This window comes from Mesorhizobium sp. M1C.F.Ca.ET.210.01.1.1 (assembly GCF_004791585.1).
Classification (GTDB): domain Bacteria; phylum Pseudomonadota; class Alphaproteobacteria; order Rhizobiales; family Rhizobiaceae; genus Mesorhizobium.
The window spans coordinates 186,453-210,695 of the sequence record NZ_SRUU01000001.1 but is presented as its reverse complement, the minus strand read 5'-3'; the positions used below and the strand labels follow the sequence as shown (position 1 = coordinate 210,695).

Sequence of the window (24,243 nt, the reverse complement as noted above, 5' to 3'; positions counted from 1 at the left end):
TCAGGCTCCGGTGCGGCTATCGATGCGCAGCAGCATGTAGCGTGCGAGCGCGAGGATGATGAAGGTGATGATGAACAGGATCAGCCCGAGCGCCACCAGCGAGGAGGTGTAGAGCTCGCCGTCGGCTTCGGTGAACTCGTTGGCGATCGTCGCCGAGATCGTCGTGCCCGGCGCAAACAGCGAAGTGCTGATGCGGTGCGCGTTGCCGATGACGAAAGTGACGGCCATCGTCTCGCCGAGCGCGCGGCCGAGGCCGAGCATGACGCCGCCCATGATGCCGACGCGGGTATAGGGGATGGTCACGCGCCGGGTCACCTCCCAGGTCGTGCAGCCGATGCCGTAGGCCGATTCCTTAAGCACCGCCGGCACTGTGTCGAACACGTCCTTGGTGATCGAGGTGATGAAGGGCAGCACCATGATGGCAAGGATGAGCGACGAGGTCAGCAGGCCGATGCCGTAGGGCGGACCGGCAAACAGGCTGGAGAGGCCTGGTATGCCGTGAAAGAGACTGATGATGAAGGGCTGCACCGTCGTCTGCAGGAACGGCGCGAAGACGAACAGGCCCCAGATGCCGTAGATGATCGAGGGAATGCCGGCGAGCAGCTCGACCGCGATGCCGATCGGGCGCCGGAGCGGGCGCGGGCAGAGCTCGGTCAGGAAGACGGCGATGCCGATACCGATCGGCACGGCAATGAGAATGGCGATGGCCGAGGTGACGATGGTGCCGTAGATGGGCGCCAGGGCGCCGAAATTCTCGGTGACCGGGTTCCAGGACTCGGTCGTCAGGAAGGAGAAGCCGAACTTCGACAGCGCCTCCCACGAGCCGGCGATCAGCGAGATCGCGACCCCGCCGAGCAGGACCAGCACGAGAATGGCGGAAAGGCGCGTCGCCGTGCGGAAGATCGTGTCGGTCAGCGCGAAGCGGCGCACCGTCGCTTCTCTGGTCCGCATGGCGGACGATGTCACGGCTTCGGAAACGGCAGTCATCTAGCCCCTCGCATTTCGAAAGAGACAGGAGGGCGCCAGAGGCGCCCTCCTTATTCGGCAGGATTACATGCCGGAGTAGAGCGGCTTGCCGTTCGCGTCGACGACGTCCTTGCCCCACATTTCCTCGACGCTCTTCACCACCGCGTCGGGCATCGGAACATAGTCCAGCTCGGCGGCCATGTCGTCGCCCTTGGCGTAGGACCAGGCGAAGAACTTGAGCGCTTCGGTCGTGGCCGCGGCATCGTCGGGCTTCTTGTAGACGAGGATCCAGGTGGCGGAGGTCATCGGCCAGGATTCGGCGCCGGCCTGGTTGGCCAGGATCACGCCGTAACCCGGCTGCGAGCTCCAGTCGGCACTGGCCGCGGCGGCCGAGAACGCCGCAGCGGTCGGCTCGACCTTCTTGCCGTCCTTGTTGACTAGGTCGGTGTAGGTCAGCTTGTTCTGCTTGGCATAGGCATATTCGACATAGCCGATCGCGCCGCCGGTCTGCGAAACGTTGTTGGCAACGCCCTCATTGCCCTTGGCGCCGATACCGACGGGCCATTCCACAGCCTTGTCGACACCAACCTTGCTTTTCCAGTCCGCGCTGACGTCGCCGAGATAGTAGGTGAAGTTGAACGTGGTGCCCGAACCGTCTGAACGGTGAACCACGGCGATCGCCTGCGAAGGCAGCTTGACGTCGGGGTTGAGCTTCTTGATCGCCTCGTCATCCCAGCTCGTGATCTTGCCGAGGAAGATGTCGGCCAGCGTCGGGCCGTCGAGCACCAGTTCGCCGGGCTTGACGCCTTCGAGATTGACGACCGGAACGATGCCGCCCATCACCATCGGGAACTGCGCGAGGCCGGTGCCGTCAAGTTCTTCGCCCTTCAGCGGCGCGTCGGAAGCGCCGAAGGTGACGGTCTTGGCCTTGATCTGCTTGATGCCGCCGCCGGAACCGATCGACTGGTAGTTGAGACCGACACCGGTCTCCTTTTTGTAGGCGTCGGCCCATTTTGCGTAGATCGGATAGGGGAAGGTGGCGCCGGCGCCCGAGATGTCGGCCGCCATGGCGGCGGAGAGGGAAAGCGTGGATGCCGCAGCCATTGCAATCGCAACGGCCGCCGAGCGGATGAAATGTCTCATGTGGCCTGCTCCTGTTCGGAATATGGTCTCTTGGCACCCGTTTCTGCCGGCGCCCGTGAGCGCAATAGCTCCCGATTATTACAGTCGCATGACAGTTTCGTGTCAGCCCGGTAACGCCCGATCGGGGATGCCTGGAGGGGCCTGCGGCCGCCCTTTGCGGGTGAGCCGAAGTTTGCCGCGGGAATCAGTGGCTTGTCTGACTTTTGAATCAAAAATTATCCCGGCGGCCGGATCTCGGCCGCCGGGAAATAAAATCCGGACGAGAGCGCGTTTGCCCGAATGCCAGAGCGGATCATGGCATAGCCATCGCCGAAAACAGGTCCGTTGGGGTAGAGTCGACGCTGTTCCTTGCCGGCGGTCGCTGCTCCCGCCCGTAACCGAAAGGCGGAATCGACAAGAAGCATTGTCCTGACTTGGCCCCCGCTTTGGTATGGTGCGATCACACCATACGTCCGCGTCAGTTCTTCGGACCCTGCCTGTGGACGATGCCGTGACGGCCGCCCGAAAAAGCCTGTTAGCCGGCGCCGCGCCGGACCTCCGCGTCCGGGCCGAGCCATCTTTCGAGCTTTTCCAGCAGCGCCTTCGGGCTAATCGGTTTCGGCAGGTAATCGTCCATGCCGGCTTCCAGGCAGCGTTCGCGGTCCCCTTTCAGCGCGTGCGCGGTGACGCCGACGATCGGCACATGCGTGCCCATCTCCGCTTCGAGCTGGCGGATGGCCGCGGTCGCCTCCAGGCCGTTCATCTCGGGCATCGACACATCCATCAGGATCATGCGCGGGTTGAGCTTGCCGAAGGCATCGAGCGCCTTGCGGCCGTTGCCGACGATTTCGAACTGATAGCCGGTCTCGCCCAGGATCTGCGTGAACACCAGCTGGTTCACCTCGTTGTCCTCGGCGACCAGGATGTCGCGGCCGCTCTCCGCGCCGGCCGGGCGCGAACGGGCGCGCGCCGGCGGCGGTTGCAGCAGATTGCGATCCAACGCCGTCGCCTGCGCCACGGGCGCACGCGGCGCGCCGGACCCTGTCGCGGCGCTGCCGGCCAAGGGCGGATGAACGGCCGCCGTGCTGTGGCGGTGGCGCTGGATGGTGGCGACCAGCGTCTCCAAAAGGATGGAGGAGCGCGCCGGCTTGATCAGTTGCGCATCGATGCCGAGATCGCGGTAGGCGGCGCTGGCGAGCGACTGGTCCACCGAGGTCAGCATGATGATCGGCGTGTGCGCGAGGCCGGCGGTGTTGCGCACGATGCGCGCCATCTCGGCGCCGGTCATGCCCGGCATCTGGTAGTCGAGCACGACGCAGTCGACAGGCACGCCATAAGCGGCGGCGGCGATCAGCACCTTCAGCCCCTCGGCGCCGCTTTCCGCCGCGCAGGAATCGAAGGTCCACGACGCCATCTGCTCGCCGAGGATCGACCGGTTGACGGCGTTGTCGTCGACGATCAGCACACGCGCGCCGGTGACGTCGACCGGCATGATCCGCTGGCCGCCCTGCTCCGCCCGCGGCAGCGTGACGGTGAACCAGAAGGTCGAGCCCTTGCCCTCGGCGCTGTCGACGCCGATCTCGCCGCCCATCATCTCGACCAGCCGCGAGGTGATGGCAAGGCCAAGCCCGGTGCCCTCGTGCCGTCTTGTCGAGGAGGTGTCGACCTGGCTGAACTTCTCGAACACCAGCTTCAGCTTGTCCTCGGGAATGCCGATGCCAGTATCGGTGATCGAAATGGTGAGCCTGGTGCCTGCAGGAACCCGCTCGCCCGTGACGTCGACCAGCACGTGGCCCTTGTCGGTGAATTTCACCGCGTTGCCGAGCAGGTTGGTGACGATCTGCCTGAGGCGGCCGACATCGCCGACGAACTGCCCGTCGAGCCCAGGCTGGACACGGACGATAAGCTCGAGGTCCTTCTCCTTGGCGCGCGTCGAGACCAGCGTTGCCACGTCCTCGATCGCCTCGGCCAGGTTGAAGCGCGCCGGGTCGAGCACGAGCTGGCCGGCGTCGATCTTGGAGAAGTCGAGGATATCGTTGATGATGGTGAGCAGCGCGTTGCCCGATTTGACGATGATGTCGGTGAACGTCTTCTGCTTCGCGTCGAGGTCTGACTTGGCGAGCAGCTCGGCCATGCCGAGCACGCCATTCATCGGTGTGCGGATTTCGTGGCTCATATTGGCGAGGAACTCCGACTTGGCGCGGTCGGCCAGCACGGCGCGCTGGCGCGCCTCGCTGAGCTCGGCCTCGCGCTGCTTCAGTTCCGTTATGTCCGTGGTCGACCCGATCAGGTAGAGCGAGCCGTCGGACGCGATCATCGCGCCCTTGCGCGCGAACTGGTGACGCACGCTGCCGTCGGGCAACGTCACCTTCTCCTCGATCTCCTGCGTCTCGCCGGTGCGCAGCACCGCGAGGTCGCCGGCCACGAACGCTTCGCCGTCCGCGCCGAAGATTTCGACATCGGTCTTGCCGATCGCCTCTTCCTTGCTGAAGCCGGTGAGATCGGTCCAGCCCCTGTTGACATAGAATTGCCTCAGATCCGAGCGCTTGGCGTAGATCGACACCGGTACGTTGTCGATCAGGCTGCGGAATACCTCATTCTCGCTCATGCTTTCCTTGAGCGCCCGCTCGCGCGCCTTGACATCGGTGATGTCGGTGCTGGAGCCGACCAGATGCACCGACCCGTCGAGGGCCACCAACCGGCTCTTGCGCGTCATCAGCTGCCGCACCGTGCCGTCGCGGTGGGTGACGGGCTCCTCCACCTCGCGCCCCTTGCCGGTCGCGACGACGTCAGTGTCGTCCTGGCTGTAGCTTTCGGCGTCTTGAGCGCCGAACAGCTCGCGGTCGGTCTTGCCGATGACGTCTTCCTTGGGGATGCCGGTCAGCGCGCACCAGGCCTTGTTGACGAATTCGATGCTGAGGTTTTCGGCCTTGATGAAGGCCGCCACCGGCAGTTCGTCCATGACGTGCCGGTAGAGGTCGATCTGGCGCATCGAGTCGCGCAGCGCCTTCTCGCGGTTCTTGAGGTCGGAAATGTCGACGCGCACGCCGATGAACGTGCCGTCGTCGGTCCTCATGTCGTAGACCTGGTACCAGCGACCGTCGGGATTGAGCCGCTCGTACGACGAATTGGGCAGGTGGTAACGCTCGAGCATGGCGTCGAGCCAGCGTTCCTTGTCGACGCTGTGGAGGTTGTCGATCTCGACGTCGCCGCTCGACCGGAAATAGCCGACGGAATGGCCGAGAGCCAGCGCCTCGCGGAAGCTGCAGCCGGGCTGCCAGGCCGGCTTCAGCGCCGGTAGCGTATCCTGCAGATTGCGGTTGGCGAAGACGAATTTATCGTCCCGATCATAGATGATGACGCCCGCCGGCAGCGATTCAAGCACCGTTGCGAGGTTCTTGCGTGCATCGTCGGCTTCGCTCTCGCGATGCTTCATGTCGGTGATGTCGACATAGGAAATGAGCCGCTTGCCGCCGGCAAGAGGCGCCAGTGAGGCGATCAGCGTGCGGCCGTCAATGCGCGGCAACTGCCTGGACCCGGCGAGGCCGGCGCGGATTTCCGCCTCGCGCTCGGCGATGTGGCGCTGCCAGGCCGCCTCGTCGGCGCCATAGGGGTCGGCTTCGCGGCTCGCCTCCATAAGTTCGCGGAAGCCGCAGCCGACCGCGGCACGACGCAGATCGATCTGCCAGAAGTCGTAGAAGGCGCGGTTGATGACCTCCGTCTTGAGATCGGCATCGAGGACGACGACGCCGATCGGCATCGAATCGACCATCAGGCGAAGATTGGTGAAAGTCTCGGCTGTCTTGGCGTTGGCTCTCTCGATCTCGGCGTCGCGACGCTTGACGTCGGTGACATCATAGTAAGTCAGGAGGCGCTTGCCGTCGGACAACGCCGTCACCGAGAACATCATCGTCCGGCCGTCGGCATGGACGAGCTCGCGCGGCGCGACGGAACCGGCGCGAATCTCCGCGATCCGGGTGGCGAGGTAGCGCTGCCACTCCTGTTCGCCGATCTCGCCATAGATGCCGTTGCGGCGGTTGAGGTCCATCAGCCGGCTGAACGGGGCACCGACCGCCACGGCCCCATCCGGAATCCTGGAGAGATCGCGATAGGCCTTGTTGATGATCAACGTGTCGAGCCGGGCGTCCAAAAGCACGACGCCCATTTGCATGGCGTCCATCGTGCGATCGAGATCGGCAAGGTGCTTTTCGCTGCCGAACGGATCGCCGCCACGCGCAGCCGCTGCTTCGAGGGGGTCGCGCATGCCGCCTGTCCCGCCCGTCTCGTCCAAGTCCGCCATGCTGTTGCCACCCCAGCCGAACCCCTTCGCGGTTCGTCGGCGGACTGTGCCTCAGAAGCATTAACGATCCGCTAACCTTAACGAATTGGAACCGCGCCCACGCAATTCCATTTTAGTCAGACCCTGGTCCGATGCCGGCTACGGTAATCCGCCCGTTGGCTGCCCCGCCGCCGCCACGATATAAGACTGTTCGGGGGTACCTGCTGATGCTTGGTCGAATGCTGGCTTTTGTTCTCTGCCCGGCGCTGCTTGCGGCAAGCGGCTGCGCGCGCAGCGACGACGGCACGGTGATCGTTCCAAGCCGGATGGACGTCAGGCGCATCTGGGACAAGGCTCCGCCGGGAACAACCGCCTCGAGGCCGGTTGCGTCGGACGTATTCCCTCAGCCGCCGAGCCCAACGGCGAGTCCCTCCGACCGGCGGCATTTCAGGCCCGCTTCGACGAAGCCCTCCTTTCAGCCGGATTCACCCGATACGTCTTCCCAGCAGGGGAAGGCGCTCGCATGCAGGAATGTCAGCGAACCCGGCAAGCGCTATCGCGTCGTCTGCGACTAGAGCGTTTCAGCGATTCATAGAATCGCCGAACCGCTCTAAGCATTTGTTCTTACGCAATTCCGGACGGAAATCCGTTACACACTTTTTCTGGAATTGCTCCAATGCATATCGCCCAAAAGCGGCGGACGACATGCATGAAACAAAGACTTAGGTTCTATGTCGGCCGACACCGAGCCGGGCAGCGATCAGGCGGCCAGGAAGAAGGCCGGACCGACCATCAGGACCTGGCGGGAGCTTGCGGGACTGGCGAGGCGATTGCAGCGCCATATCGTCGGTGGCCGCAGTGGCAGGTCCCCAGGCATTGTTGGCCACGTCCGGCACCTCTCGATCACGGACTGCTGATGAAACCTTTGGCTGGCATCTGACGTTATCCTTGCTGCGCGAGGGAGACCGAGGATGTCCATCCACTTCACCGTATCTGGCCTAACCAGGAACCTGATCCATTCGCTTGGACTGGATCAGGAGCGGGCGCCGCGGCATCTGACGCCGGAGCAGAATCTGCTGCTGGAATGCTATCTGGCCGGACAGATTCCGGAATCGGCCTGGAACGACTATGTCTTCGAGATGCCGGAGTTGGGAAAGCACGTCACCGCCAGGCAGGGCGGGCGCTGAATCCTTGCCGCATATGCACGGATATTTGCCTGGGGTAGGTCTTTCCTGATCCGCAAACTGCGTCCCGCTCACGCGACCCAGAGCATTTGCGGCGAGATCGCCTCGATGCTTGCTATTGCTTCGGCGACGTGAACTGCAGCGTGAAAACGGTGCCGGCAATTCCCTTCGCCAGCGCCGGTGAAAAGCTGAGCGGCAAGCAGTTGCGCAGGGCGGTGGTTGCCGCGTCGACATAGGCCTGACGCGCCTTGTCATCGCCGACGACCTTGATGGCCGTCGGCTTCGGCGGGCCGATCAGCGTGCCGTCGCGCTTGAAGCTGAAGCTCAGGGTGACCGACGCATTTTTGGGATCGGCAGGCGGAGTCCAGCACGCCTGCAGGGCGGCGCCGACCTCGTTCATGGTGTTGAGCGACGCGGCGTTCGCCGGAAGGTGTGCCGCCGCCAGCGCGCCGGCGATCGCCGAAAGTCTTGCCATGCTTCTCATCGCGGGTCCTCGTCGCCTTCGCCCGTTCGCCCGTTCGCCCGTTCGCCCGTTCGCCCGTTCGCCCGACGGCATGGTACGATCAACGCGGGAGATGACAATAGATTTCAACCGCACCGATAAAGGCCAAGCCATGTTGCCGCGATGTCGGCGCAACCGTCGCCACGAAAGCAAAAGGCCGGCATCGAGCCGACCTTTCCTTCGCCTCGGCATCGCGCCAGTACATCCGTGGTCACGGCGAGGACCGGACCACTAGACAAGGCTTTGGTTAACGGACCCTTAACCCCACGGCTTGCCTAAGCCGCGGCCTGGGCCTTCACATGGGCGATGTAGCCGCGCACGTCGCGGGCGGGCTCCGCATAGGCTTTGCCGAGCTTCTTCTCGATCGCCGCCATGTAGTCCTGCGCCCATTTGGGCAGCGCGTAGTCGATGACGGCCAGGAACTCGAGCGTCGCCGCCAGGCGGATGTCGGCGATGGACGGGTTGTTGCCGCCGATGAACGGCTTGCCGTCCCTGAAGAAGCTGTGAAACACCTCGAGCGGTTCGGCGATCGCCGCGGCAGCCGCCTTCTGCGCCTCCGATTTCTTGTCGGGGTGGGCATCGCTGTGGCCGACCTCGCCGGGATATTGCGGAAAGCCGAGCGCCGGATAGGTGGCTCTGGCCACATAGGGATAGAGCGTGCCGATCAGGTAGAACATGGCGCTGTCGACCATTGCCCGCTTGGCCGGCGCCTTCGGATAGAATTTATCCAGCCCGTGCTTGTTGGCGAGATACTGCATGATGGCGCAGCTTTCCCAGAGCACGCCTCTGGGAAGTCCCTTGTCCTCGATCATCGGCGTCAGATGCGCCGGGTTGCGAGCCAGGAATTCCGGCGAGCGCGTGTGACCCCAGGCGTCGGTTTCGGCCGGTTCGAGCCCGGCCGCGCGCGCGAACACTCGGACCGTCATGTTGTTGACGCTGGGCCTCAGCATGCTGAGCTTAATGCTGGGCTTCCTTGCCGGCTTGGCCTTTGCTTTAGGCGCGGTCTTTGCCGTCGCTTTAGGCGCGGCTTTTGCCGCCACTTTAGGCGCGGCTTTCGCCGTCGCCTTCGCGGCCGGCCTTGCCGATGCCTTTGCCGCGGCTTTCGGCGCGGCCTTGGTTGCGGGTTTCTTCGCGGTCTTTGCCATCTGTTCCTCCCCTTATGGCTTGTTCAGTATGGATTTTTCGCCGCCCGGTCCTCGGACAATGTCTCGCGCGACCGTTCGACCAGCGCCTGGATGGCGTCGGCGAGGTGCACTTCGGCTATCGCGTAGTCGCCCCGCGCGACGCGGATCTTGTGCGCCTCCATCAGCACATCGGCATGACTGAAGGAGGCCGGCGGCTCGAAGCGGTAGGAGGCGAGCTCGATCAGCAGGCCGAGCGGATCCTCGAAATAGATCGAATCCATGAAGCCGCGATCCTTGACGCCGCTGTGCTTGATGCCGCGCTCGTCGAGCCGGGCGACCGCCTGCAGGAAAGTCACCCGCGACACCGCAAACGCGATGTGGTGGACGCAGCCCGTGTCGGTCGGCGTGCGCCGCTTGACCGGGCTGCGGCTCTCGTCGGTGAAGACCGTGATCAGCCGCCCGTCGCCTGGGTCGAAATAAAGGTGGCTTTCGCTCGCCTTGTCGAGATTGGGCTGCTCGAAGATGAAGGGCATGCCGAGCACGCCTTCCCAGAAATCGATGGAGGTCCGGCGATCGGCACCGACCAGTGTGATGTGATGGACGCCTTGCGATTGTAGTTTCTGCATCTGGTCCTCCCGGCCATGCCGCGGCTTACCGGCGGACGGGTTTCGGATGCCCAGTCGCGCCTGGATCAGCGCCCGGCATGTGACCGCCGCCCGGCCTCGCTCCCCGCGCTCCGCATTCCCACGCCATGCAGGATTGCGGCCGAAGCTTTTGAACGGATGCTAATTCAATCCGAGGCGTTGCGCCAGAAGCGCTGACGCTTCAAGCGCTCCACGTGCGCCTCGATCTCTCAGGTCAAGATCCAGGCGACCGACCTGCTGGTATCAGGCAGTATATCGCGGGCTCCGGCAGACGGATCCGGCGAAACGACATCCAGAGGCACATCCAGAATGCCTGCGATGGCCTCGAGGGTCTGGGTGGAGGCGGTCTTTGCGCCACGCTCGATCTGCGACAGCATGCTGGGCGTTATCCCTGCCTCGGCCGCGAGCTGCCTTCCGCTCAGGCCGCGCAGGATCCTGACGGCGCGAACCGGGTTCTCGCCATCGGCGATCTTGTCCAGGACGCGCCTGGGCAGGGCCCCGTTGCGGGCCACGTCGGCGTCGTCGGCCAGGTTTGCCATCGCCGTCCGCCTGAGCATGCGGAACTGGGACTCCGGCAACACGACCATGCGCTCCCGGGAGCGTGGATGCTTGATGAATTGCACGTTGAGTTTCATGCCTGTCGAACCGCTGATATCCGAAAGCTGACCGGCAGCCGCCGAAACCGTTTCCACGGTTGCTCAAACCGCGGCGACCCTCCGCGACCAGACTCGTTGCGGCGGAGGGCCGCGCACCGACAGGTTGCCGATATTGATGTTTCCGATCTAGTTCCGCTGGTTGGGGAAAGACAGCTGGCGAAAGTCACTGGCGATGATGACGAAAGTCATATTCGTTTGCGGCCGGTTCGGGCTTACGTCAAAGTGCAAGGACCGCGTCCCGTGGCTGGAAACGAATGATCGATCTCGGCTCAGAATTGCTGCCGGCCGCGCGGGCGGATGTCATAGGGCTTGCGGTCTTGCGCGCCGACAGGACGGTCCAGCAGAAGGTGGGCCATTTGGTCGAATGGCTTCCGGCCGTCGGAGAGGACTGCTGCCTGTGCACGCTCCTGGTCGGGATGGAGGCCGAAATGGCCGCATTGTCCGACGGACGCCGCGACCTGATCGCCCTGTCGGGCGTGCGGGCGGAGCTGCCGGGGCTCGATCGCCCGGTCACGGCGGTCGTCCTGTGGAACAGCGATCAATCGCACTACGTCGTGATCGCGATGCCCGATTTCACGGCGCGCCAGGCCGAGATCATGTTCGAAAGCGAGCGGCGGGCCCGACGCCTGATGGAACAGCAGCTCGAAGCGGCCAACTCCGAAGTGCGCTTTGCTTCGCTTGTCCGAACGCGGCTTCGCCTGGCGCGCGACCTCCACGACACGCTCGTGCATTCGATCATCGCGCTGCTGACGCAGATCCGGCTGACGCGGCATTTTCTGGCGACCGACCCGGCCCGCGTTTCGGACGGGCTCGCCATCGCCGAGGAAGCGGCGGTCAACGGCCTGACGCGGGCCCGCGATGCCATCGCCCGGCTGAGGATGCCCGACGAGCTGGGCTCAGATGTCGAGGGGATGCTTTCAGACTTTGCCCAGCAGACCGGCGCCGAGGTCTCCGTGCATATTGACGATGAAGCCCGCATTGCCTTGCAGGACCACGCCACGACGGTTCAGCGCATCGTCGGCGAGGCGTTGCGCAACGTCGAGGCGCACGCGAAGGCGCGACAGGTCCGGTTCGATGCAAACTTGGAGGGGACCGAAGCCGGCAGGAGCCTTCTCGTCGCTATCCGTGACGACGGGCGCGGTTTTGACAGGACCACTTCCAGGCCGGGCCATTTCGGCCTGATCGGCATGGCTGAATTTGCCGAGCTGGCGGGAGGAGGATGCACGGTGGAAAGCTCGCCGGGGGCGGGCACGCTGGTTCGGATTTCGCTACCCCTGACCGCGCCGGCCATGAAGTCCGGTCATGGAGCAATAGAGGCGTCGAAACGATGACCGATCCGCACCGCCAGGCCGAAAGGATACGCCTGCTGATCGCCGAGGATCAGACCTTGATCCGGGAAGGCCTTGCCACGCTTCTTGCCCAGCAGAACGATGACTTCGAAATTGTCGGCGCCGCCGCCGACGGCGAGCAGGCGATCGAGTTCGCGCGCCGCTACCGGCCTGACGTCATTTTGATGGATCTGCAAATGCCGCGTGTCGACGGCGTCACGGCAACCCAGCGGATCCTGCGTGAGTTTCCGGCCATCAGCATCGTCGTCTTGACCACTTTCGAGACCAACGACCTGATCTTCGAGGCCGTCAGCGCGGGCGCCAGGGCGTATCTGCTGAAGGACGCCAGGATCGAAGAGATCGCAGCGACGATCCGCGCTGTGGCGAAGGGTCAATCCGCGCTCTCACCGGGCGTCGCGGCGCGAATTCTCGAAGAGTTCCGGCGATTGCGTCCGCGGCACGCACCTGTCAGCGCATCGGTTCGGGACGATCTGACCGCGCGCGAGAACGAAATTCTCAAACTGATCATCGAAGGCAAGAGCAACGGCGAAATCGGCGAGCAGCTGCATTTGGCCGAGGGCACGATCAAGAACTATGTGAGCACGATCCTGGAGAAGTGCGGGGCCAGGAACCGGACCGAACTGGCCATAAAGACAATTACTTGAACCGGGATGGCCGGGCATTGCGCGTCATCGCGGGCTGGTCCGGTGTTCGTGCGATGCGATGATCGGACACCCTGGCAACGATCACATGCCCAAAAGAACGCCCGCGGCCTGGAGGTCAAGTGGCCGCGGGCAGTCTGATTGCCTGAGTTTCCGGCTCTTCGCGGCAGGTCGAGGGAAGACGGAAACTGAGGGTGCGTCCCCACAAGACCTCGGCTCTTGCAAGGCTGCTTTCTCGCGAGCCTGGAAGACCTGCGGATCGGCAAACGACGCAGGCTCGATCAGGCGAACGCGCTCTCGCGCCTGAAATGCTTGACCAGCAGATAGTAGAAGACCGCGCGATGTTTGTTGCGATTGGTCCGGCCGTACTGGTCGATGACCTTGGCGATCCCCGCGTCCAGAGCGGCATCGGCCGCCAGCCCCAGCCTCTTGACGAGAAAATTTGTCTTGACCAGTTCCATCTCCTCCTTGTCCGAGGCCGAGACGGTGGATGCATCCTTGTCGTAGATCGCCGGGCCGCAGCCCTTTGTGACCCTTGTCAGAAGATCCATATCCGCCGTAAGGCCGCACTTCACTCTCAGGTCCGCCGCATATTTGCTGATCAGTTCGTCTTGCTTGCTCACGCTCTTGCCTTTCTCGCCGCGGCTGACAGCGACGTTGCCGTCGCTTCACGCCGCCGGTTGCCTTTTCATCGATTGTCTCGCTCCCCCGGGCGTCAGCTGCGGCGAGGCGCAAGCACGCCGTCGGGACTGGCCTGGTCGACGGCGGCCGGAAGATGCTGCGCCAGCACGCCGGCCACCTGGTCCAACGGAATCCCGAACTGCCTGGCCAGCTGCTGAAGTTGCGGATCGCCAAGCGCCGCCTTGATTTCGTCGGGCGCGATTGGAAGGTTCGCGAACTTGGCGCTCAGCCAGGATTCGACGCGGTCGCCGAGGCCCGATTTCTGCAGCATTGCGAGCACGCCCTGGTATCCGCCGACGCTGGCCAGCGCATCGGCCAGGAGGTTCGAGCCGCCGCCTTGCTGCCCCTCCTGCAAAGCGCTTTGCAGGTTGTCCAAGAATCCCATCGAGAACCTCCCGTCGAAAATCACGCTTGCCGTCCGCGCAACGGCCAGCCAGCGCCGATCTAGGACGTTTCGAGAGGTCGCGACATCTGACGAAGGTCAGGACCGGCGATGACGAAAGTCATATTCGCTGGCGACCGGATCGCTCTTACTTGAAAAGGCACAGTTTCCCGCAAGTGCCTTCGAGCCGTGCGGGGCAGCCAGGCCGGCTGATCCGTCTGGAGCGAAGATGCGACTGGCATGAGGCTCGTCATTGCGGTACGTGACGATGGATAGGTTTGGTGCAAATGTCACATTCGATCTGTGGCGGCAGCCTGCGGTCGGCACCAAGTCAATTGTCTGTCGCATGAAATAGGATTTGGTATAACGATCCGACAGTGTCAGTAAGCGTAGGATAACCGGGGAATGACCATGAAGAGCGCCGAGCAAGCTGGAAAAGTTGCGGACGGAGCTGCTTCCGCCAACGGATCGGAAGCGACAGTCCATTCCGAGGCGACCATCGATCAGGTCCGCAACCTCCTGTTCGGAGGCGCGCAGCGATCGATGGAGAACAACCTGGCCGGTTTGCGCGAGGAGATGCAGGCCTCTCTCGAGCAGCTGCAGGCGGATTTCGCCAAGGAGATCGCAGCCCTGCAAACCCGGCTGCAGGAGCTCGAGCGGGATACCGAGCAGAAACGGCTCGCTTCGCACCGGGATATCGGCGCCGCGATTTCGGAGCTTGGCGCATCCATAACCAGGCTGGGATCCGCCGCGGGAAGATAGCATGACATCCGCCGTCGGTCAGAACCGTGAGATCGAGCAGCTCAAGACCTTGCTCTTTCAAACGGAGGCGGCGCGTCTCGAAGCGCTGGGAACCGACGTCGCTCTCCTCCAGCAATATATAGGCAACCCCGACCGCCTCGAAGCGGCGACGGCCGACATACTGGTCGCCGCGCTGGAACGTGCCGAGGTCAGCCGGCCGCGCGAACTGGCGAACGTCATCGCCCCGTCGGTGGTTTCCGCCATCAGGAGCGAGATCAAGAATTCGCGGGATCTCATGGTCGATGCGCTCTACCCGATCACCGGGCGGCTGGTCAGCGCGGCGGTGGCGAACGCCTTCAAGGAACTTGTCGCGCGGCTGGAGCAGCGCCTCAACGCGCTCACATCCATGGAGCTGTGGATCGGGCGCATCAAGTCGCTGGCGACGGGCCGCCCGATCAGCGAATTCGTCCTGGCGAACGCCAGTCCGCCGCGCGTCAACCGGCTGCTGATGATCGAGCGCGGCAACGGGCGCCTCGTCGCCGACTGGAAGCGCGAAGGCATTTCCGACGAGCGGGCTGATCTGCTCAGCGCCATGGTTGCGGCGATCCTGGAATTTTCGGTCCAGGCGCTCGCGGGGGAAGGCAATCTGCAGACGCTCGATTTCGGCGGACGCGAGATCGTGCTCCGCGCCTCGCCCCGGTTCATCCTGGCGGCAGAGTGCATCGGCCCCTTGCGCCCCGCGGACGACGCCAGGATCAATGCGCTTTTCTTCGACACGGTCGAGAGCATGGATGGCGGCTGCGACGCTGCCATGCTGGCGTCGCTGGCCACGGCCATCGAAGCCGATCCCGCCGTTGAAAAGAAGCCGCGCCGGGGCGGCAGGGTCGTCCTGTTCGTGCTCGCAGCTCTCGCCGCCGCCGGGCTGGCTTGGCTGGCAAGCATCTACCTGACCCGCACGATGCTGGAGCAGCGGACAAACGATGCGCTGCAGGAACTTGTCGGCAAAGAGCCGCTGCTCAAATCCTTCCCGCTGCGGCTCGACTTCGACCACGGCAATCGCAGTGTGGCGGTCTCCGGCGTAGAGCCCGGCCAATTGGAGGTGGCCCCGCTGGTCGACGCCCTGGCCAAGGCGGCCGCCCCATACAGGGTGGTCGACCGGATCGGTGTCGTGCCCGGAATGGAACAGTCGGCGGCGCTGCGCGCCGAGGTCGACGCCATGCGGCAATCCCTGGCCGGCATCCAGGCAAGCATTGACGGAACGCGCGAGGCAATCGCCGACTTGCGGCAGTCCATTGCCGGCTTGCAGAAGTCCGCCGGCGAGACTGGCAGGGCGATCGCCGGGCAGCAACAATCTCTCGCCGGCCTGCAGGCGCGCATCGATGAGACGCGCGGGCCGAGTGCGCAAGAGCTGCAATCCCTTGCCGGCATGCAGGCACGCATCGACGAGATCCGCGCCGCGATCGCCGCGGAGGCAAGGTCAAGAAGCCAGCAATACGACGCCCTGCAATCGATAGCCGACAGCCCCGCGGAGCAGCTCAGCCGTTTCATGGCCTCGACGGCAATCTTCTTTGGCGAGGTGGACGCTTTTGCCGACGGCAAGGAAGCGGACCAACAGATCCGCGACCTGGCCGGGCTTCTCTCGGGCAACGATCTAAGGATCCGTGTCGTTGGCCACGCGGATGACACCGGGACCGAAGCCACCAACCGGGTGGTTGGCCGCAAGAGGGCCGACAAGGTGGTGCAAGGATTGACCTCGCTCGGAATCGAGCCGTCACGCTTGTTTGTCGTTTCGCGCTGGTCGTCGGTGCCGATTTCCGACGTGCCGCGCGAAGGCAACCGCCGGGTCACTTTCGAAACCGCGTTTCGAGCCGAGCGCGCCCAGTGATGTTCAGCGCGAAGGTCATGCTGCTCGGCGACATGGGTGTGGGCAAGACGTCGATCATGCACCGCCTCGTGCACGATCGTTTCGACGGTGAATACAAATCCACCCTCGGCGTCGAAGTTCTGAGCTACGACGTTCCCGCCGATCCGGTTCGCGGGGACGAAGCGACGTGCCTCGTGCTCTGGGATACGGACGGCGATTTCGGCATGCGTATATTCGACACCGTTTATGTCACCGGCGCTTCGGCCGCGATTGTCGTCTCGGACGTGACGCGCCCGCAGACAGTGACGCGCATGGTCGAGCTGGCGCGCGGTTTCGAGACGCGATTTCCCGGCAGGCCCTACAGGGCGCTGGTGAACAAGATCGACCTCGCCGAGGCCCCCGGAAGCGCCGAACAGTTCGGCCAGCTCGCGCGGTCGAGCGTGAGGCTCGTCAGCGCCAGGAGCGGCGCCGGGGTCGTGGACGCCTTCGCGGAGCTCGCCGAAACGATCCGCCGCCGGCAACTGTAGCCCGGGTCGGCTCCAGTCACGGAACCCCTCTGCCCGCTCGACCGTTTACGACCATGGCATTGGCAGACGACATCCAGATGGCGGAACGGCATGTTCTACAGGCCGAGCGGCAAATCATCCGCCAGCGTGCGCGCATCGCTGCCCTGAAGCACCATCGGTTGCCGCGAGGCAAGGCGTCCAACTTTCTGCAATTGCTCGAGGATGCCCAATTCCTGCATCTCCGGCACTTGTCGCTGCTGTTGGAGAGAGCGTCTCGTGAAAAGGCGAAACCTGCGTTTGGACTGCCAGCCTTGCCTTCCCGGTTGCCGGGGGACCCGTATCTGCCCAGCGAGGTCCTTGCGCCTGGCGAGCGAAAGCCTTTGGGCCCAGCCTCGCGCCCGGACGGCGACCACGGAGCCATCGGACATTTGGGGCCAGAGCCTGAGGAGAACTTGGTACGCCCAAGGGGAATCGAACCCCTGTTACCGCCGTGAGAGGGCGGTGTCCTGACCGCTAGACGATGGGCGCGCTCAAGAACCGGCTACATAGGATGAAGGCCGCGAAAAAGCAACTGGGGTTTCGGACTGTTCGCAGACTTTGCGAAATGCCCCGGTCAACCCTGCCGTTTCGGCTCGATCAGGTCCCAGAGATTGCCGTAGAGATCGGCAAACACCGCCACTGTCCCATAGGCCTCAAAGCGCGGCGCCTCGCGGAACTCGACGCCCCGGCCAAGCATCGCCTGATGGTCGCGGGCGAAGTCGTCCGTCTCCAGGAAGAGAAACACCCGGCCGCCGGTCTGGTCCCCGATGCGGCTTGCCTGCGTCTCGCCTGACGCCTCTGCCAGGAGCAGCCGCGCGCCCTGCCCGTTCGCCGGCATGACCGTCACCCAGCGCTTGCCGCCGCCGAGGTCGACATCGTCGGTCAGCACGAAGCCCAGCCTCTCGACATACCAAGCGATCGCCTCGTCATAGTCCCTGACGACCAGCGCCACCGTCGCAATGCTGCGGTTTTCCGCAAAACCGATCATTTGTTGCGGATCGCGAGCTGGCCGATCATGCGGCGTTCGACAATATCGTAGACGAAGATGGAACGGCTGCCGTCGGCAAGCTCGGCGTCGATCGAGAGGCGATTGCCCGACAGCGCCTGGCTGACCACCCTGGCGCCCACGGGAAGCACGATGTCGCCGCTGAGCGGAGCGCCGGCCGTGGCCTGGACGTCGCCCGCGGGCACGGAACCGGCGCCTGGCGCGTTGCGGGCTTTGTAGACAAGCGCCCCGATCACCACCATAAGGGCGAGGAACAAAAGGCCGAGATTGACGATCATGAAGCGGATGAGCTTCCTGCGCACCTTCTCGGCCGCGGGGTCGAGCGGCTTTTCCCCGCCTTCAGCAACTGAGTCTTCTTCGGCGATCGGCCGGGCCATGGCTAAACAATCCGCAACGGGTTTCGATGAGCGCTCATAACGAAGAGGCCCCGATTTTGATAGGGGATGAGTTGACGGAAGGCGAAGCGGTCGTGCTGGAGGCCGGCACCGATGCCGCCGGCCAGCGCCTCGACCAATGGCTGGCCGCCAGGCTCGGTCCCGACATCTCGCGCAGCCGCGTCCAGGCTCTCATCAAGCAGGGCGCGGTCTCGATCGCCGGCAAGCCGGTCGTGGAGGCCAAGCGCAAGATGGCAGCCGGCGAGCGTGTCTCGGTGATGATGCCCGAACCGGAGCCGGCCGAACCGCAGGGCGAAGCGATCCCGCTCGATATCCTCTATGAGGACGACGAGCTGATCGTCGTCAACAAGCCAGCGGGACTGGTCGTCCATCCCGGCGCCGGCAACTGGACCGGCACGCTGGTCAACGCGCTGATCCATCATTGCGGCGACAGCCTGTCCGGCATCGGCGGTGTCCGGCGGCCCGGCATCGTCCACCGCCTGGACAAGGAAACCAGCGGCGTCATGGTCGTGGCCAAGACCGACCGCGCCCACAAGGCGCTGTCGGAGGCCTTTGCCGATCATGGCCGGACGAGGGACCTCGAACGCGCCTATCTGGCGCTGGTCTGGGGCATTCCGCAGCGGCCGACCGGCACCGTCGATGCCGCGCTCGGCCGCGCCGCCGATCGGGTCCGCCGCGCGGTGGTTCCCGAAGGCCGTGACGACGCCCGCCACGCTCTCACCCATTTTTCAGTCGTCGAGCGCTTCGGCGAAGGACAGCAGGCGTTCGCCACCGCAAGCCTGGTCGAGTGCCGACTGGAGACCGGCCGCACCCACCAGATCCGCGTCCATATGGCCCATATCGGCCACCCCGTGATCGGCGACCCGGATTACGGCCAGGCCTTCCGCACCAAGGCCAACCGGCTGCCGGAACCGCTGAAAGGCGAGGTCAATGCATTTTCCCGGCAGGCGCTGCACGCCTGGCTCCTTGAATTCCGACACCCGACTACCCATCTAGCGATGAGGTTCGAGGCGCCGATGCCGAGGGATATGGAGGAACTTGTCGGCGGCTTCCGCAAACTCTGAGCCGTCATCAAGACGCTTCAAACCAGCCATCAAAAAACCTGACTGGCGTTGTTCACTTCAGCGTGACACACTGTTTCGTGTTGAACAAATGCCTGTCCTTTCTGGTTTTGTTCCTATATACAGCTGCTGCCGCGGATGAGCCGATTGGCATTCGCGTCACATGCCCGCCGCGTTACGGGGGCATCACTCCAATAGAGAGGGGGCGCTATCATGGCCCAGTCACTACCCAGTATCGTTTCCGGTGAAGGCGGTCTCGCCCGTTACCTGGAAGAAATCCGTCGCTTTCCGATGCTGCAGCCGCAGGAAGAGTACATGCTCGCCAAGCGTTATGCCGAGCATCAGGACACTTCCGCCGCGCACAAGCTCGTCACCAGCCACTTGCGGCTCGTCGCCAAGATCGCCATGGGCTATCGCGGCTACGGCCTGCCGATCGGTGAGGTGATCTCGGAAGGCAATGTCGGCCTCATGCAGGCCGTGAAGAAATTCGAACCGGAGCGCGGCTTCCGGCTCGCCACCTATGCCATGTGGTGGATCAAGGCCTCGATCCAGGAATACATCCTGCGCTCGTGGAGCCTGGTCAAGATGGGCACCACCGCCAATCAGAAGCGCCTGTTCTTCAACCTGCGCAAGGTGAAGGGCAAGATCCAGGCGCTTGACGATGGCGACTTGAAGCCCGACCAGATCGCCGAGATCGCCACGCGCCTCAACGTCTCCGAGGCCGAAGTGGTGTCGATGAACCGCCGCCTGTCGGGCGACGCTTCGCTCAACGCCCCGATCAGGGCGAGCGAGGGCGAGTCCGGCGAATGGCAGGACTGGCTGGTCGACGACCACGACAACCAGGAAGAGATGCTGATCGAGCAGGACGAGTTGGAAAGCCGGCGCGCCATGCTGTCGGGTGCTCTGTCGGTGCTCAACGAGCGCGAGCGGCGCATCTTCGAGGCGCGTCGACTGGCCGAAGAGCCGCTGACTCTGGAAGAGCTGTCGGCCGAGTTCGACATCAGCCGCGAGCGCGTGCGCCAGATCGAGGTGCGCGCCTTCGAGAAGGTGCAGGACGCGGTCAAGGCCGCGGCCAAGCGCCAGAGCCAGGCGCTGCGCACGATCGAAGCGCAGCCCGCGGCGTAAAGCTCGATCTCGATATGGAAACAAAAAAGCGGCGCTTCGGCGCAGCTTTTTTTGTTGTCTTCAGGGCACGCCCCAGGGCGTGGTGAGATTCAGGCCAGGATGCGCCGATGACGGCTTGCGAGAACCGGAACGGAGCGTACTCGAAGTAAGTGAGCACCAGAAGCAAGGAAGCCGGCATTTGCAGGCCGGCCTCCCCTGAATATCACGCTCTAAGCCGAGGGCTGCTTGGTCTTCCTCAGATACGGCAGCACCGTCTCGTACGCGCCGAAGCGCTTGATCGCATCCTCGTTGGAGACGGCGGCAGTGATAATCACATCCTCGCCCTGCTTCCAGTTCGCCGGAGTCGCCACCTGGTGCTTGGCCGTCAGTTGGATGGAATCGACGACGCGCAGGATCTCGTCGAAGTTGCGGCCCGTGGTCATCGGATAGGTCAGCACCAGCTTGATCTTCTTGTCCGGGCCGATGACATAGACCGAGCGCACGGTGGCGTTGTCGGCCGGCGTGCGGCCTTCCGAGGTCTCGCCGGCGCCCGCCGGCAGCATCTCGTAAAGCTTGGCGACCGCGAGGTCCTTGTCGCCGATCAGCGGATAGTTCACCGTCTGGCCGGTGGCGATCTTGATGTCTGCCTGCCACTTGTCGTGGCTCGACACCGGATCGACCGAAATGCCGATGATCTTGACGTTGCGCTTCTTGAACTCGCCTTCGAGCCCGGCCATCGTGCCGAGCTCCGTTGTGCAGACCGGCGTGAAGTTCTTCGGATGGCTGAAAAGCACTGCCCAGCCGTCACCGATCCATTGATGGAAATTGATCGTTCCTTGCGTGGTCTCGGCCGTGAAGTCCGGCGCGATATCGTTGATACGAAGGCTCATGACACGCTCCCTACCCTGTGACATGTCGCCGGCATGGGCAACCCGCCGGCTCAGCCTTCTATACCGCCGCGCGGTCCGGTTCAAAAGGCTTGTGTCTGCAAGCGTGATCGAGAGAGCAGAAAAATTTCGTCTTTTCCTGGAAAAGACGGCAGGAATTTCCGTGATGGCTATTTGGGTCGTATAGGTGGATTACGCCTTCTTTACCGCCAGCGTCGTCGCCAGGTCTTCCATGCGCTGCGCAAGCGCTCCGAGCGCGGTGGTCAGCACGCTGTCGCTCTTGTCGGCCTTGGTCAGCGCCTCGTCGCGCGTCTTGCGCAGCGTCAGCACTTCGCTCTCCATGCCCTTGACGCGCTTGTTGAGCTCCGAGAGCTCGTCCATCACCATGATGCCGGCCATCACGGTCAGCCGCTGGTCGCCGATCTCGCCGAAGGAATCCTTCAGATGCGAGACATAGCGGTCGAAACGCTCGGCGAGGTCGATCAGATGCTCTTCCTGGCCCTCGTCGCAAGCCATCCGGTATTGCTTGCCGTCGATGGAAACAGTGACTTGTGCCATGGGCTTACCTGTCCAGTACCGCGCGGATGGTTTCCATGGCGGTCACCAGGCGGCGCGACACCTCCTTGTTGGCATCTTCCAGCCGTTCGGCGCGCGCCTCGGAATTGTCGAGCTCCTGCGCCAGCCGCGAGCGGTCGGCGTTCATGCGCTGCACCTCGGCCTCGGCCTCGGAATAGTCGCGCTCATTCTCCAGTCGCGCCGCCACGGCGTTTTCCAGCCCTTCCATGGCTTTGCCGAGCCTGGCGATGACTTCTTTGAGGGTCGTTTCCCCGGTCATGGCCTTCGTCCTATGCCCTGCCCGTCACCGAATCGCTCGCGTTCAGAACGCGTTATGTCGGAAAGATTAGGCACCGGGTGAAGCGCGCGTCAATAAAGCTCTCGCGACTGTCCCCCGCTAACGCTAATGTAGCGCGCTCGACCCCATCACAAGCCGGCAAAAGCCGACCGATTTGTTGACTAAAAGGCCGCGCCTGCTATGTGTCGCGGCATCCTTTCCAGGGACTCCCCCAAGGCTCCAACCCCTATTTCCGGAGGAAGCATGACCTCGCGTGAACAACATGACCGGATGGCCAATGCGATCCGATTCCTTTCCATGGACGCCGTCGAGAAGGCGAATTCGGGTCACCCCGGCCTGCCCATGGGCTGCGCCGATATCGCCACGGTGCTGTTCACCCGCTTCCTGAAATTCGACGCCAAGGCCCCGCACTGGGCCGACCGCGACCGCTTCATCCTGTCGGCTGGCCACGGCTCGATGCTGCTCTACTCGCTGCTCTACCTCACCGGCTACGAGGACATGACGATCGACCAGATCAAGAGCTTCCGGCAGCTCGGATCGAAGACGGCGGGCCATCCCGAATACGGTCATGCCGCCGGCATCGAGACCACCACCGGTCCGCTCGGCCAGGGCCTCGCCAATTCGGTCGGCTTCGCGCTCGGCGAGCGCATCATGAACGCCGCCTTCGGCAACGGCCTCGTCGACCACTATACCTATGTGCTGGCCGGCGACGGCTGCCTGATGGAGGGCGTCTCCCAGGAAGCCATCGCGCTGGCCGGCCATCTCAAGCTCAATAAGCTGATCGTCTTCTGGGACAACAACAACATCTCGATCGACGGCCCGGTGTCGCTCGCCGACAACACCGATCAGGTCGCCCGATTCCAGGCGAGCGGCTGGAACGCCAGCCACATCGACGGCACCGATCCGGAAGCGATCGCCTATGCCATCGAGGCGGCCCGCCATTCCGACAAGCCGACGATGATCGCCTGCAAGACGACCATCGGCTTCGGCGCCCCGACCAAGGCCGGCACCAACAAGGCGCATGGCTCGCCGCTCGGCGCCGAGGAGATCGCCGGCGCCCGCAAATTCTTCAACTGGGAGTCGCCGCCCTTCGAGATTCCGGCCGACATCCTCGACGCCTGGCGCGCGGTCGGCAAGGGCGGCGCCAAGGCGCGAGCCGACTGGGAAGGCCGCCTCGCCAAGGCCGACGCCGGGCTGAAGGGCGAGTTCGAGCGCCGCCTCGCCGGCAAGCTGCCGGGCAATTTCGACGCCGTCATCGCCGAGTACAAGAAGAAGCTCTCGGCCGACAAGCCGAAGGTCGCCACCCGCAAGTCGTCGGAAATGGCGCTGGAGGTCATCAACGGCGCCGTGCCGGAAACCATCGGCGGCTCGGCCGACCTCACCGGCTCCAACAACACCAAGACCAGCCAGACCAAGAACATCACGCCCGACGACTACGGCCAGCGTTATGTCCACTACGGCATCCGCGAGCACGGCATGGCGGCGGCGATCAACGGGCTGACGCTGCATGGCGGCCTGATCGCCTATGGCGGCACCTTCTTGTGCTTCTCCGATTATGCCCGGCCCTCGATGCGGCTTGCCTCGCTGATGGGCATCCGCTCGATCTTCGTCATGACGCACGACTCGATCGGCCTCGGCGAGGACGGCCCGACCCACCAGCCGGTCGAGCATCTGGCGGCGCTGCGCGCCATTCCGAACCACAATGTCTTCCGTCCGGCCGACGCGGTCGAGACGGCCGAATGCTGGCAACTGGCGCTGGAATCCGAAAAGACGCCGTCGACCTTGGCGCTGACCCGCCAGAATCTGCCCACCGTGCGCACCGAGTTCAGCGAGAAGAACCTCAGTGCTGCCGGCGCCTACGAGCTTGCCGCGGCAAACGGCGAAGCCGCGGTGACGATCTTCGCCAGCGGCTCCGAGGTCGAGGTCGCGCTTGGCGCGCGCGAACTGCTCGAGAAGCATGGCCATCCGACCCGCGTCGTCTCGGTGCCGTGCTTCGAGCTGTTCGACAAGCAGAGCGAGGACTACCGCAGCAAGACCATCGGCAATGCCAAGGTCAAGGTCGCCATCGAGGCCGGCATCCGCCAGGGCTGGGACCATATCATCGGCAGTGACGGCATCTTCGTCGGCATGACCGGCTTCGGCGCCTCGGGCACCATCGAGCAGCTTTATCCGCATTTCGGCATCACGGCGGAGGCTGCGGCTAAGACGGTGGAAGCACGCCTGCACAGCAGGTGAGCCATTGCATGTCGCTCGAAAG

The 24,243-nt window shown here is 64.1% G+C and carries 23 protein-coding genes and 1 tRNA gene; 9 read left to right on the top strand and 15 right to left on the bottom strand.

Features of this window, described 5'->3' with window-relative positions; translation table 11 throughout:
• The 3 genes from pstC to EN853_RS01060 form a co-directional block, all read right to left on the bottom strand.
• Complete coding sequence (gene pstC / locus EN853_RS01070) at positions 1-987, bottom strand: phosphate ABC transporter permease subunit PstC (RefSeq protein ID WP_127857431.1); 987 nt, start codon at positions 985-987, stop codon at positions 1-3.
• A 63-nt stretch (positions 988-1,050) separates the two neighbouring features.
• Complete coding sequence (gene pstS, locus EN853_RS01065; protein ID WP_127857430.1) at positions 1,051-2,109, bottom strand: phosphate ABC transporter substrate-binding protein PstS; 1,059 nt, start codon at positions 2,107-2,109, stop codon at positions 1,051-1,053.
• Between the two features lie 514 nt (positions 2,110-2,623).
• Entirely contained in the window at positions 2,624-6,388 is a 3,765-nt protein-coding gene (locus tag EN853_RS01060; RefSeq protein WP_127857429.1) for a PAS-domain containing protein, read from the bottom strand.
• A 950-nt stretch (positions 6,389-7,338) separates the two neighbouring features.
• Between EN853_RS01060 and EN853_RS01050 the strand changes: the two genes are divergently transcribed.
• The gene (locus EN853_RS01050; protein ID WP_127857427.1) at positions 7,339-7,554 is read left to right on the top strand and encodes a hypothetical protein; all 216 of its coding nucleotides are present in this window, start codon (positions 7,339-7,341) and stop codon (positions 7,552-7,554) included.
• A gap of 112 nt (positions 7,555-7,666) precedes the next feature.
• Here the strand turns inward: EN853_RS01050 and EN853_RS01045 are convergent, their stop codons facing one another.
• The 4 genes from EN853_RS01045 to EN853_RS01030 all read right to left on the bottom strand — a co-directional run bounded on the left by EN853_RS01045 (position 7,667) and on the right by EN853_RS01030 (position 10,513).
• Positions 7,667-8,035 (bottom strand): hypothetical protein, encoded by a 369-nt coding sequence (locus tag EN853_RS01045; RefSeq protein WP_127857426.1) that lies wholly within the window; start codon positions 8,033-8,035, stop codon positions 7,667-7,669.
• 293 nt (positions 8,036-8,328) lie between these two features.
• Positions 8,329-9,198 carry a glutathione S-transferase family protein gene (locus tag EN853_RS01040; protein WP_127857425.1) on the bottom strand — a complete coding sequence of 290 codons (870 nt, stop codon included), beginning with the start codon at positions 9,196-9,198 and terminating at the stop codon, positions 8,329-8,331.
• Between the two features lie 23 nt (positions 9,199-9,221).
• On the bottom strand, positions 9,222-9,803 hold the full coding sequence (locus EN853_RS01035) for a VOC family protein (protein WP_127857424.1): 582 nt from the start codon (positions 9,801-9,803) through the stop codon (positions 9,222-9,224).
• A gap of 227 nt (positions 9,804-10,030) precedes the next feature.
• The gene (locus EN853_RS01030) at positions 10,031-10,513 is read right to left on the bottom strand and encodes a helix-turn-helix transcriptional regulator (RefSeq protein ID WP_127857423.1); all 483 of its coding nucleotides are present in this window, start codon (positions 10,511-10,513) and stop codon (positions 10,031-10,033) included.
• A gap of 218 nt (positions 10,514-10,731) precedes the next feature.
• Here EN853_RS01030 and EN853_RS01025 point away from each other — a divergent pair, with 218 nt between their 5' ends.
• Positions 10,732-11,808 (top strand): histidine kinase, encoded by a 1,077-nt coding sequence (locus EN853_RS01025; protein ID WP_127857422.1) that lies wholly within the window; start codon positions 10,732-10,734, stop codon positions 11,806-11,808.
• Positions 11,805-12,470 carry a response regulator transcription factor gene (locus EN853_RS01020; protein WP_127857421.1) on the top strand — a complete coding sequence of 222 codons (666 nt, stop codon included), beginning with the start codon at positions 11,805-11,807 and terminating at the stop codon, positions 12,468-12,470. The genes EN853_RS01025 and EN853_RS01020 overlap by 4 nt, the downstream gene beginning before the upstream one ends.
• 278 nt (positions 12,471-12,748) lie before the next feature.
• Here the strand turns inward: EN853_RS01020 and EN853_RS01015 are convergent, their stop codons facing one another.
• Both EN853_RS01015 and EN853_RS01010 read right to left on the bottom strand, forming a co-directional pair.
• Positions 12,749-13,090, bottom strand: a complete 342-nt coding sequence (locus EN853_RS01015) for a DUF2853 family protein (protein ID WP_127857420.1) — start codon at positions 13,088-13,090, stop codon at positions 12,749-12,751.
• A gap of 92 nt (positions 13,091-13,182) precedes the next feature.
• Complete coding sequence (locus EN853_RS01010; RefSeq protein WP_127857419.1) at positions 13,183-13,533, bottom strand: YidB family protein; 351 nt, start codon at positions 13,531-13,533, stop codon at positions 13,183-13,185.
• Between the two features lie 402 nt (positions 13,534-13,935).
• Here EN853_RS01010 and EN853_RS01005 point away from each other — a divergent pair, with 402 nt between their 5' ends.
• From EN853_RS01005 to EN853_RS00995, 3 genes are read left to right on the top strand one after another with little or no spacing between them, the layout of a single operon-like run.
• Positions 13,936-14,292, top strand: a complete 357-nt coding sequence (locus EN853_RS01005) for a hypothetical protein (protein ID WP_127857418.1) — start codon at positions 13,936-13,938, stop codon at positions 14,290-14,292.
• 1 nt (position 14,293) lies between these two features.
• On the top strand, positions 14,294-16,156 hold the full coding sequence (locus tag EN853_RS01000; protein ID WP_127857417.1) for an OmpA family protein: 1,863 nt from the start codon (positions 14,294-14,296) through the stop codon (positions 16,154-16,156).
• Between the two features lie 17 nt (positions 16,157-16,173).
• Positions 16,174-16,662, top strand: coding sequence for a hypothetical protein (locus EN853_RS00995; protein ID WP_245516785.1), 489 nt, complete (start codon positions 16,174-16,176; stop codon positions 16,660-16,662).
• Between the two features lie 432 nt (positions 16,663-17,094).
• Here the strand turns inward: EN853_RS00995 and EN853_RS00990 are convergent.
• The 3 genes from EN853_RS00990 to EN853_RS00980 form a co-directional block, all read right to left on the bottom strand.
• Positions 17,095-17,169, bottom strand: a tRNA-Glu gene (locus tag EN853_RS00990).
• An 85-nt stretch (positions 17,170-17,254) separates the two neighbouring features.
• Positions 17,255-17,668 carry a VOC family protein gene (locus EN853_RS00985; RefSeq protein WP_127857415.1) on the bottom strand — a complete coding sequence of 138 codons (414 nt, stop codon included), beginning with the start codon at positions 17,666-17,668 and terminating at the stop codon, positions 17,255-17,257.
• The gene (locus EN853_RS00980) at positions 17,665-18,063 is read right to left on the bottom strand and encodes a fimbrial protein (protein WP_127857414.1); all 399 of its coding nucleotides are present in this window, start codon (positions 18,061-18,063) and stop codon (positions 17,665-17,667) included. Before EN853_RS00980 ends, EN853_RS00985 begins: the two co-directional genes overlap by 4 nt.
• Positions 18,064-18,089: 26 nt before the next feature.
• Here EN853_RS00980 and EN853_RS00975 point away from each other — a divergent pair, with 26 nt between their 5' ends.
• Both EN853_RS00975 and rpoH read left to right on the top strand, forming a co-directional pair.
• Positions 18,090-19,145 carry an RluA family pseudouridine synthase gene (locus EN853_RS00975; RefSeq protein WP_127857413.1) on the top strand — a complete coding sequence of 352 codons (1,056 nt, stop codon included), beginning with the start codon at positions 18,090-18,092 and terminating at the stop codon, positions 19,143-19,145.
• A gap of 210 nt (positions 19,146-19,355) precedes the next feature.
• Complete coding sequence (gene rpoH / locus EN853_RS00970; RefSeq protein WP_127857412.1) at positions 19,356-20,267, top strand: RNA polymerase sigma factor RpoH; 912 nt, start codon at positions 19,356-19,358, stop codon at positions 20,265-20,267.
• 209 nt (positions 20,268-20,476) lie between these two features.
• Here the strand turns inward: rpoH and EN853_RS00965 are convergent, their stop codons facing one another.
• The 3 genes from EN853_RS00965 to EN853_RS00955 all read right to left on the bottom strand — a co-directional run bounded on the left by EN853_RS00965 (position 20,477) and on the right by EN853_RS00955 (position 21,968).
• Positions 20,477-21,136 carry a peroxiredoxin gene (locus EN853_RS00965; RefSeq protein ID WP_127857411.1) on the bottom strand — a complete coding sequence of 220 codons (660 nt, stop codon included), beginning with the start codon at positions 21,134-21,136 and terminating at the stop codon, positions 20,477-20,479.
• Positions 21,137-21,325: 189 nt separating this feature from the next.
• Positions 21,326-21,691 carry a cell division protein ZapA gene (locus EN853_RS00960; RefSeq protein WP_127857410.1) on the bottom strand — a complete coding sequence of 122 codons (366 nt, stop codon included), beginning with the start codon at positions 21,689-21,691 and terminating at the stop codon, positions 21,326-21,328.
• A 4-nt stretch (positions 21,692-21,695) separates the two neighbouring features.
• Positions 21,696-21,968, bottom strand: coding sequence for a DUF4164 domain-containing protein (locus tag EN853_RS00955; RefSeq protein WP_127857409.1), 273 nt, complete (start codon positions 21,966-21,968; stop codon positions 21,696-21,698).
• Positions 21,969-22,229: 261 nt separating this feature from the next.
• Here EN853_RS00955 and tkt point away from each other — a divergent pair, with 261 nt between their 5' ends.
• Positions 22,230-24,221 (top strand): transketolase, encoded by a 1,992-nt coding sequence (gene tkt, locus EN853_RS00950; RefSeq protein ID WP_127857408.1) that lies wholly within the window; start codon positions 22,230-22,232, stop codon positions 24,219-24,221.
• The last annotated feature ends 22 nt before the right edge of the window (positions 24,222-24,243 follow it).

What these genes read in the sequence shown, in the direction of transcription:
- pstC (WP_127857431.1), bottom strand. Translation starts at nt 987, where the DNA reads ATGACTGCCGTTTCCGAAGCCGTGACATCGTCCGCCATGCGGACCAGA.
- pstS (WP_127857430.1), bottom strand. Translation starts at nt 2,109, where the DNA reads ATGAGACATTTCATCCGCTCGGCGGCCGTTGCGATTGCAATGGCTGCG.
- EN853_RS01060 (WP_127857429.1), bottom strand. Translation starts at nt 6,388, where the DNA reads ATGGCGGACTTGGACGAGACGGGCGGGACAGGCGGCATGCGCGACCCC.
- EN853_RS01050 (WP_127857427.1), top strand. Translation starts at nt 7,339, where the DNA reads ATGTCCATCCACTTCACCGTATCTGGCCTAACCAGGAACCTGATCCAT.
- EN853_RS01045 (WP_127857426.1), bottom strand. Translation starts at nt 8,035, where the DNA reads ATGAGAAGCATGGCAAGACTTTCGGCGATCGCCGGCGCGCTGGCGGCG.
- EN853_RS01040 (WP_127857425.1), bottom strand. Translation starts at nt 9,198, where the DNA reads ATGGCAAAGACCGCGAAGAAACCCGCAACCAAGGCCGCGCCGAAAGCC.
- EN853_RS01035 (WP_127857424.1), bottom strand. Translation starts at nt 9,803, where the DNA reads ATGCAGAAACTACAATCGCAAGGCGTCCATCACATCACACTGGTCGGT.
- EN853_RS01025 (WP_127857422.1), top strand. Translation starts at nt 10,732, where the DNA reads ATGATCGATCTCGGCTCAGAATTGCTGCCGGCCGCGCGGGCGGATGTC.
- EN853_RS01020 (WP_127857421.1), top strand. Translation starts at nt 11,805, where the DNA reads ATGACCGATCCGCACCGCCAGGCCGAAAGGATACGCCTGCTGATCGCC.
- EN853_RS01010 (WP_127857419.1), bottom strand. Translation starts at nt 13,533, where the DNA reads ATGGGATTCTTGGACAACCTGCAAAGCGCTTTGCAGGAGGGGCAGCAA.
- EN853_RS01005 (WP_127857418.1), top strand. Translation starts at nt 13,936, where the DNA reads ATGACCATGAAGAGCGCCGAGCAAGCTGGAAAAGTTGCGGACGGAGCT.
- EN853_RS01000 (WP_127857417.1), top strand. Translation starts at nt 14,294, where the DNA reads ATGACATCCGCCGTCGGTCAGAACCGTGAGATCGAGCAGCTCAAGACC.
- EN853_RS00995 (WP_245516785.1), top strand. Translation starts at nt 16,174, where the DNA reads ATGCTGCTCGGCGACATGGGTGTGGGCAAGACGTCGATCATGCACCGC.
- EN853_RS00985 (WP_127857415.1), bottom strand. Translation starts at nt 17,668, where the DNA reads ATGATCGGTTTTGCGGAAAACCGCAGCATTGCGACGGTGGCGCTGGTC.
- EN853_RS00980 (WP_127857414.1), bottom strand. Translation starts at nt 18,063, where the DNA reads ATGGCCCGGCCGATCGCCGAAGAAGACTCAGTTGCTGAAGGCGGGGAA.
- EN853_RS00975 (WP_127857413.1), top strand. Translation starts at nt 18,090, where the DNA reads ATGAGCGCTCATAACGAAGAGGCCCCGATTTTGATAGGGGATGAGTTG.
- rpoH (WP_127857412.1), top strand. Translation starts at nt 19,356, where the DNA reads ATGGCCCAGTCACTACCCAGTATCGTTTCCGGTGAAGGCGGTCTCGCC.
- EN853_RS00965 (WP_127857411.1), bottom strand. Translation starts at nt 21,136, where the DNA reads ATGAGCCTTCGTATCAACGATATCGCGCCGGACTTCACGGCCGAGACC.
- EN853_RS00960 (WP_127857410.1), bottom strand. Translation starts at nt 21,691, where the DNA reads ATGGCACAAGTCACTGTTTCCATCGACGGCAAGCAATACCGGATGGCT.
- EN853_RS00955 (WP_127857409.1), bottom strand. Translation starts at nt 21,968, where the DNA reads ATGACCGGGGAAACGACCCTCAAAGAAGTCATCGCCAGGCTCGGCAAA.
- tkt (WP_127857408.1), top strand. Translation starts at nt 22,230, where the DNA reads ATGACCTCGCGTGAACAACATGACCGGATGGCCAATGCGATCCGATTC.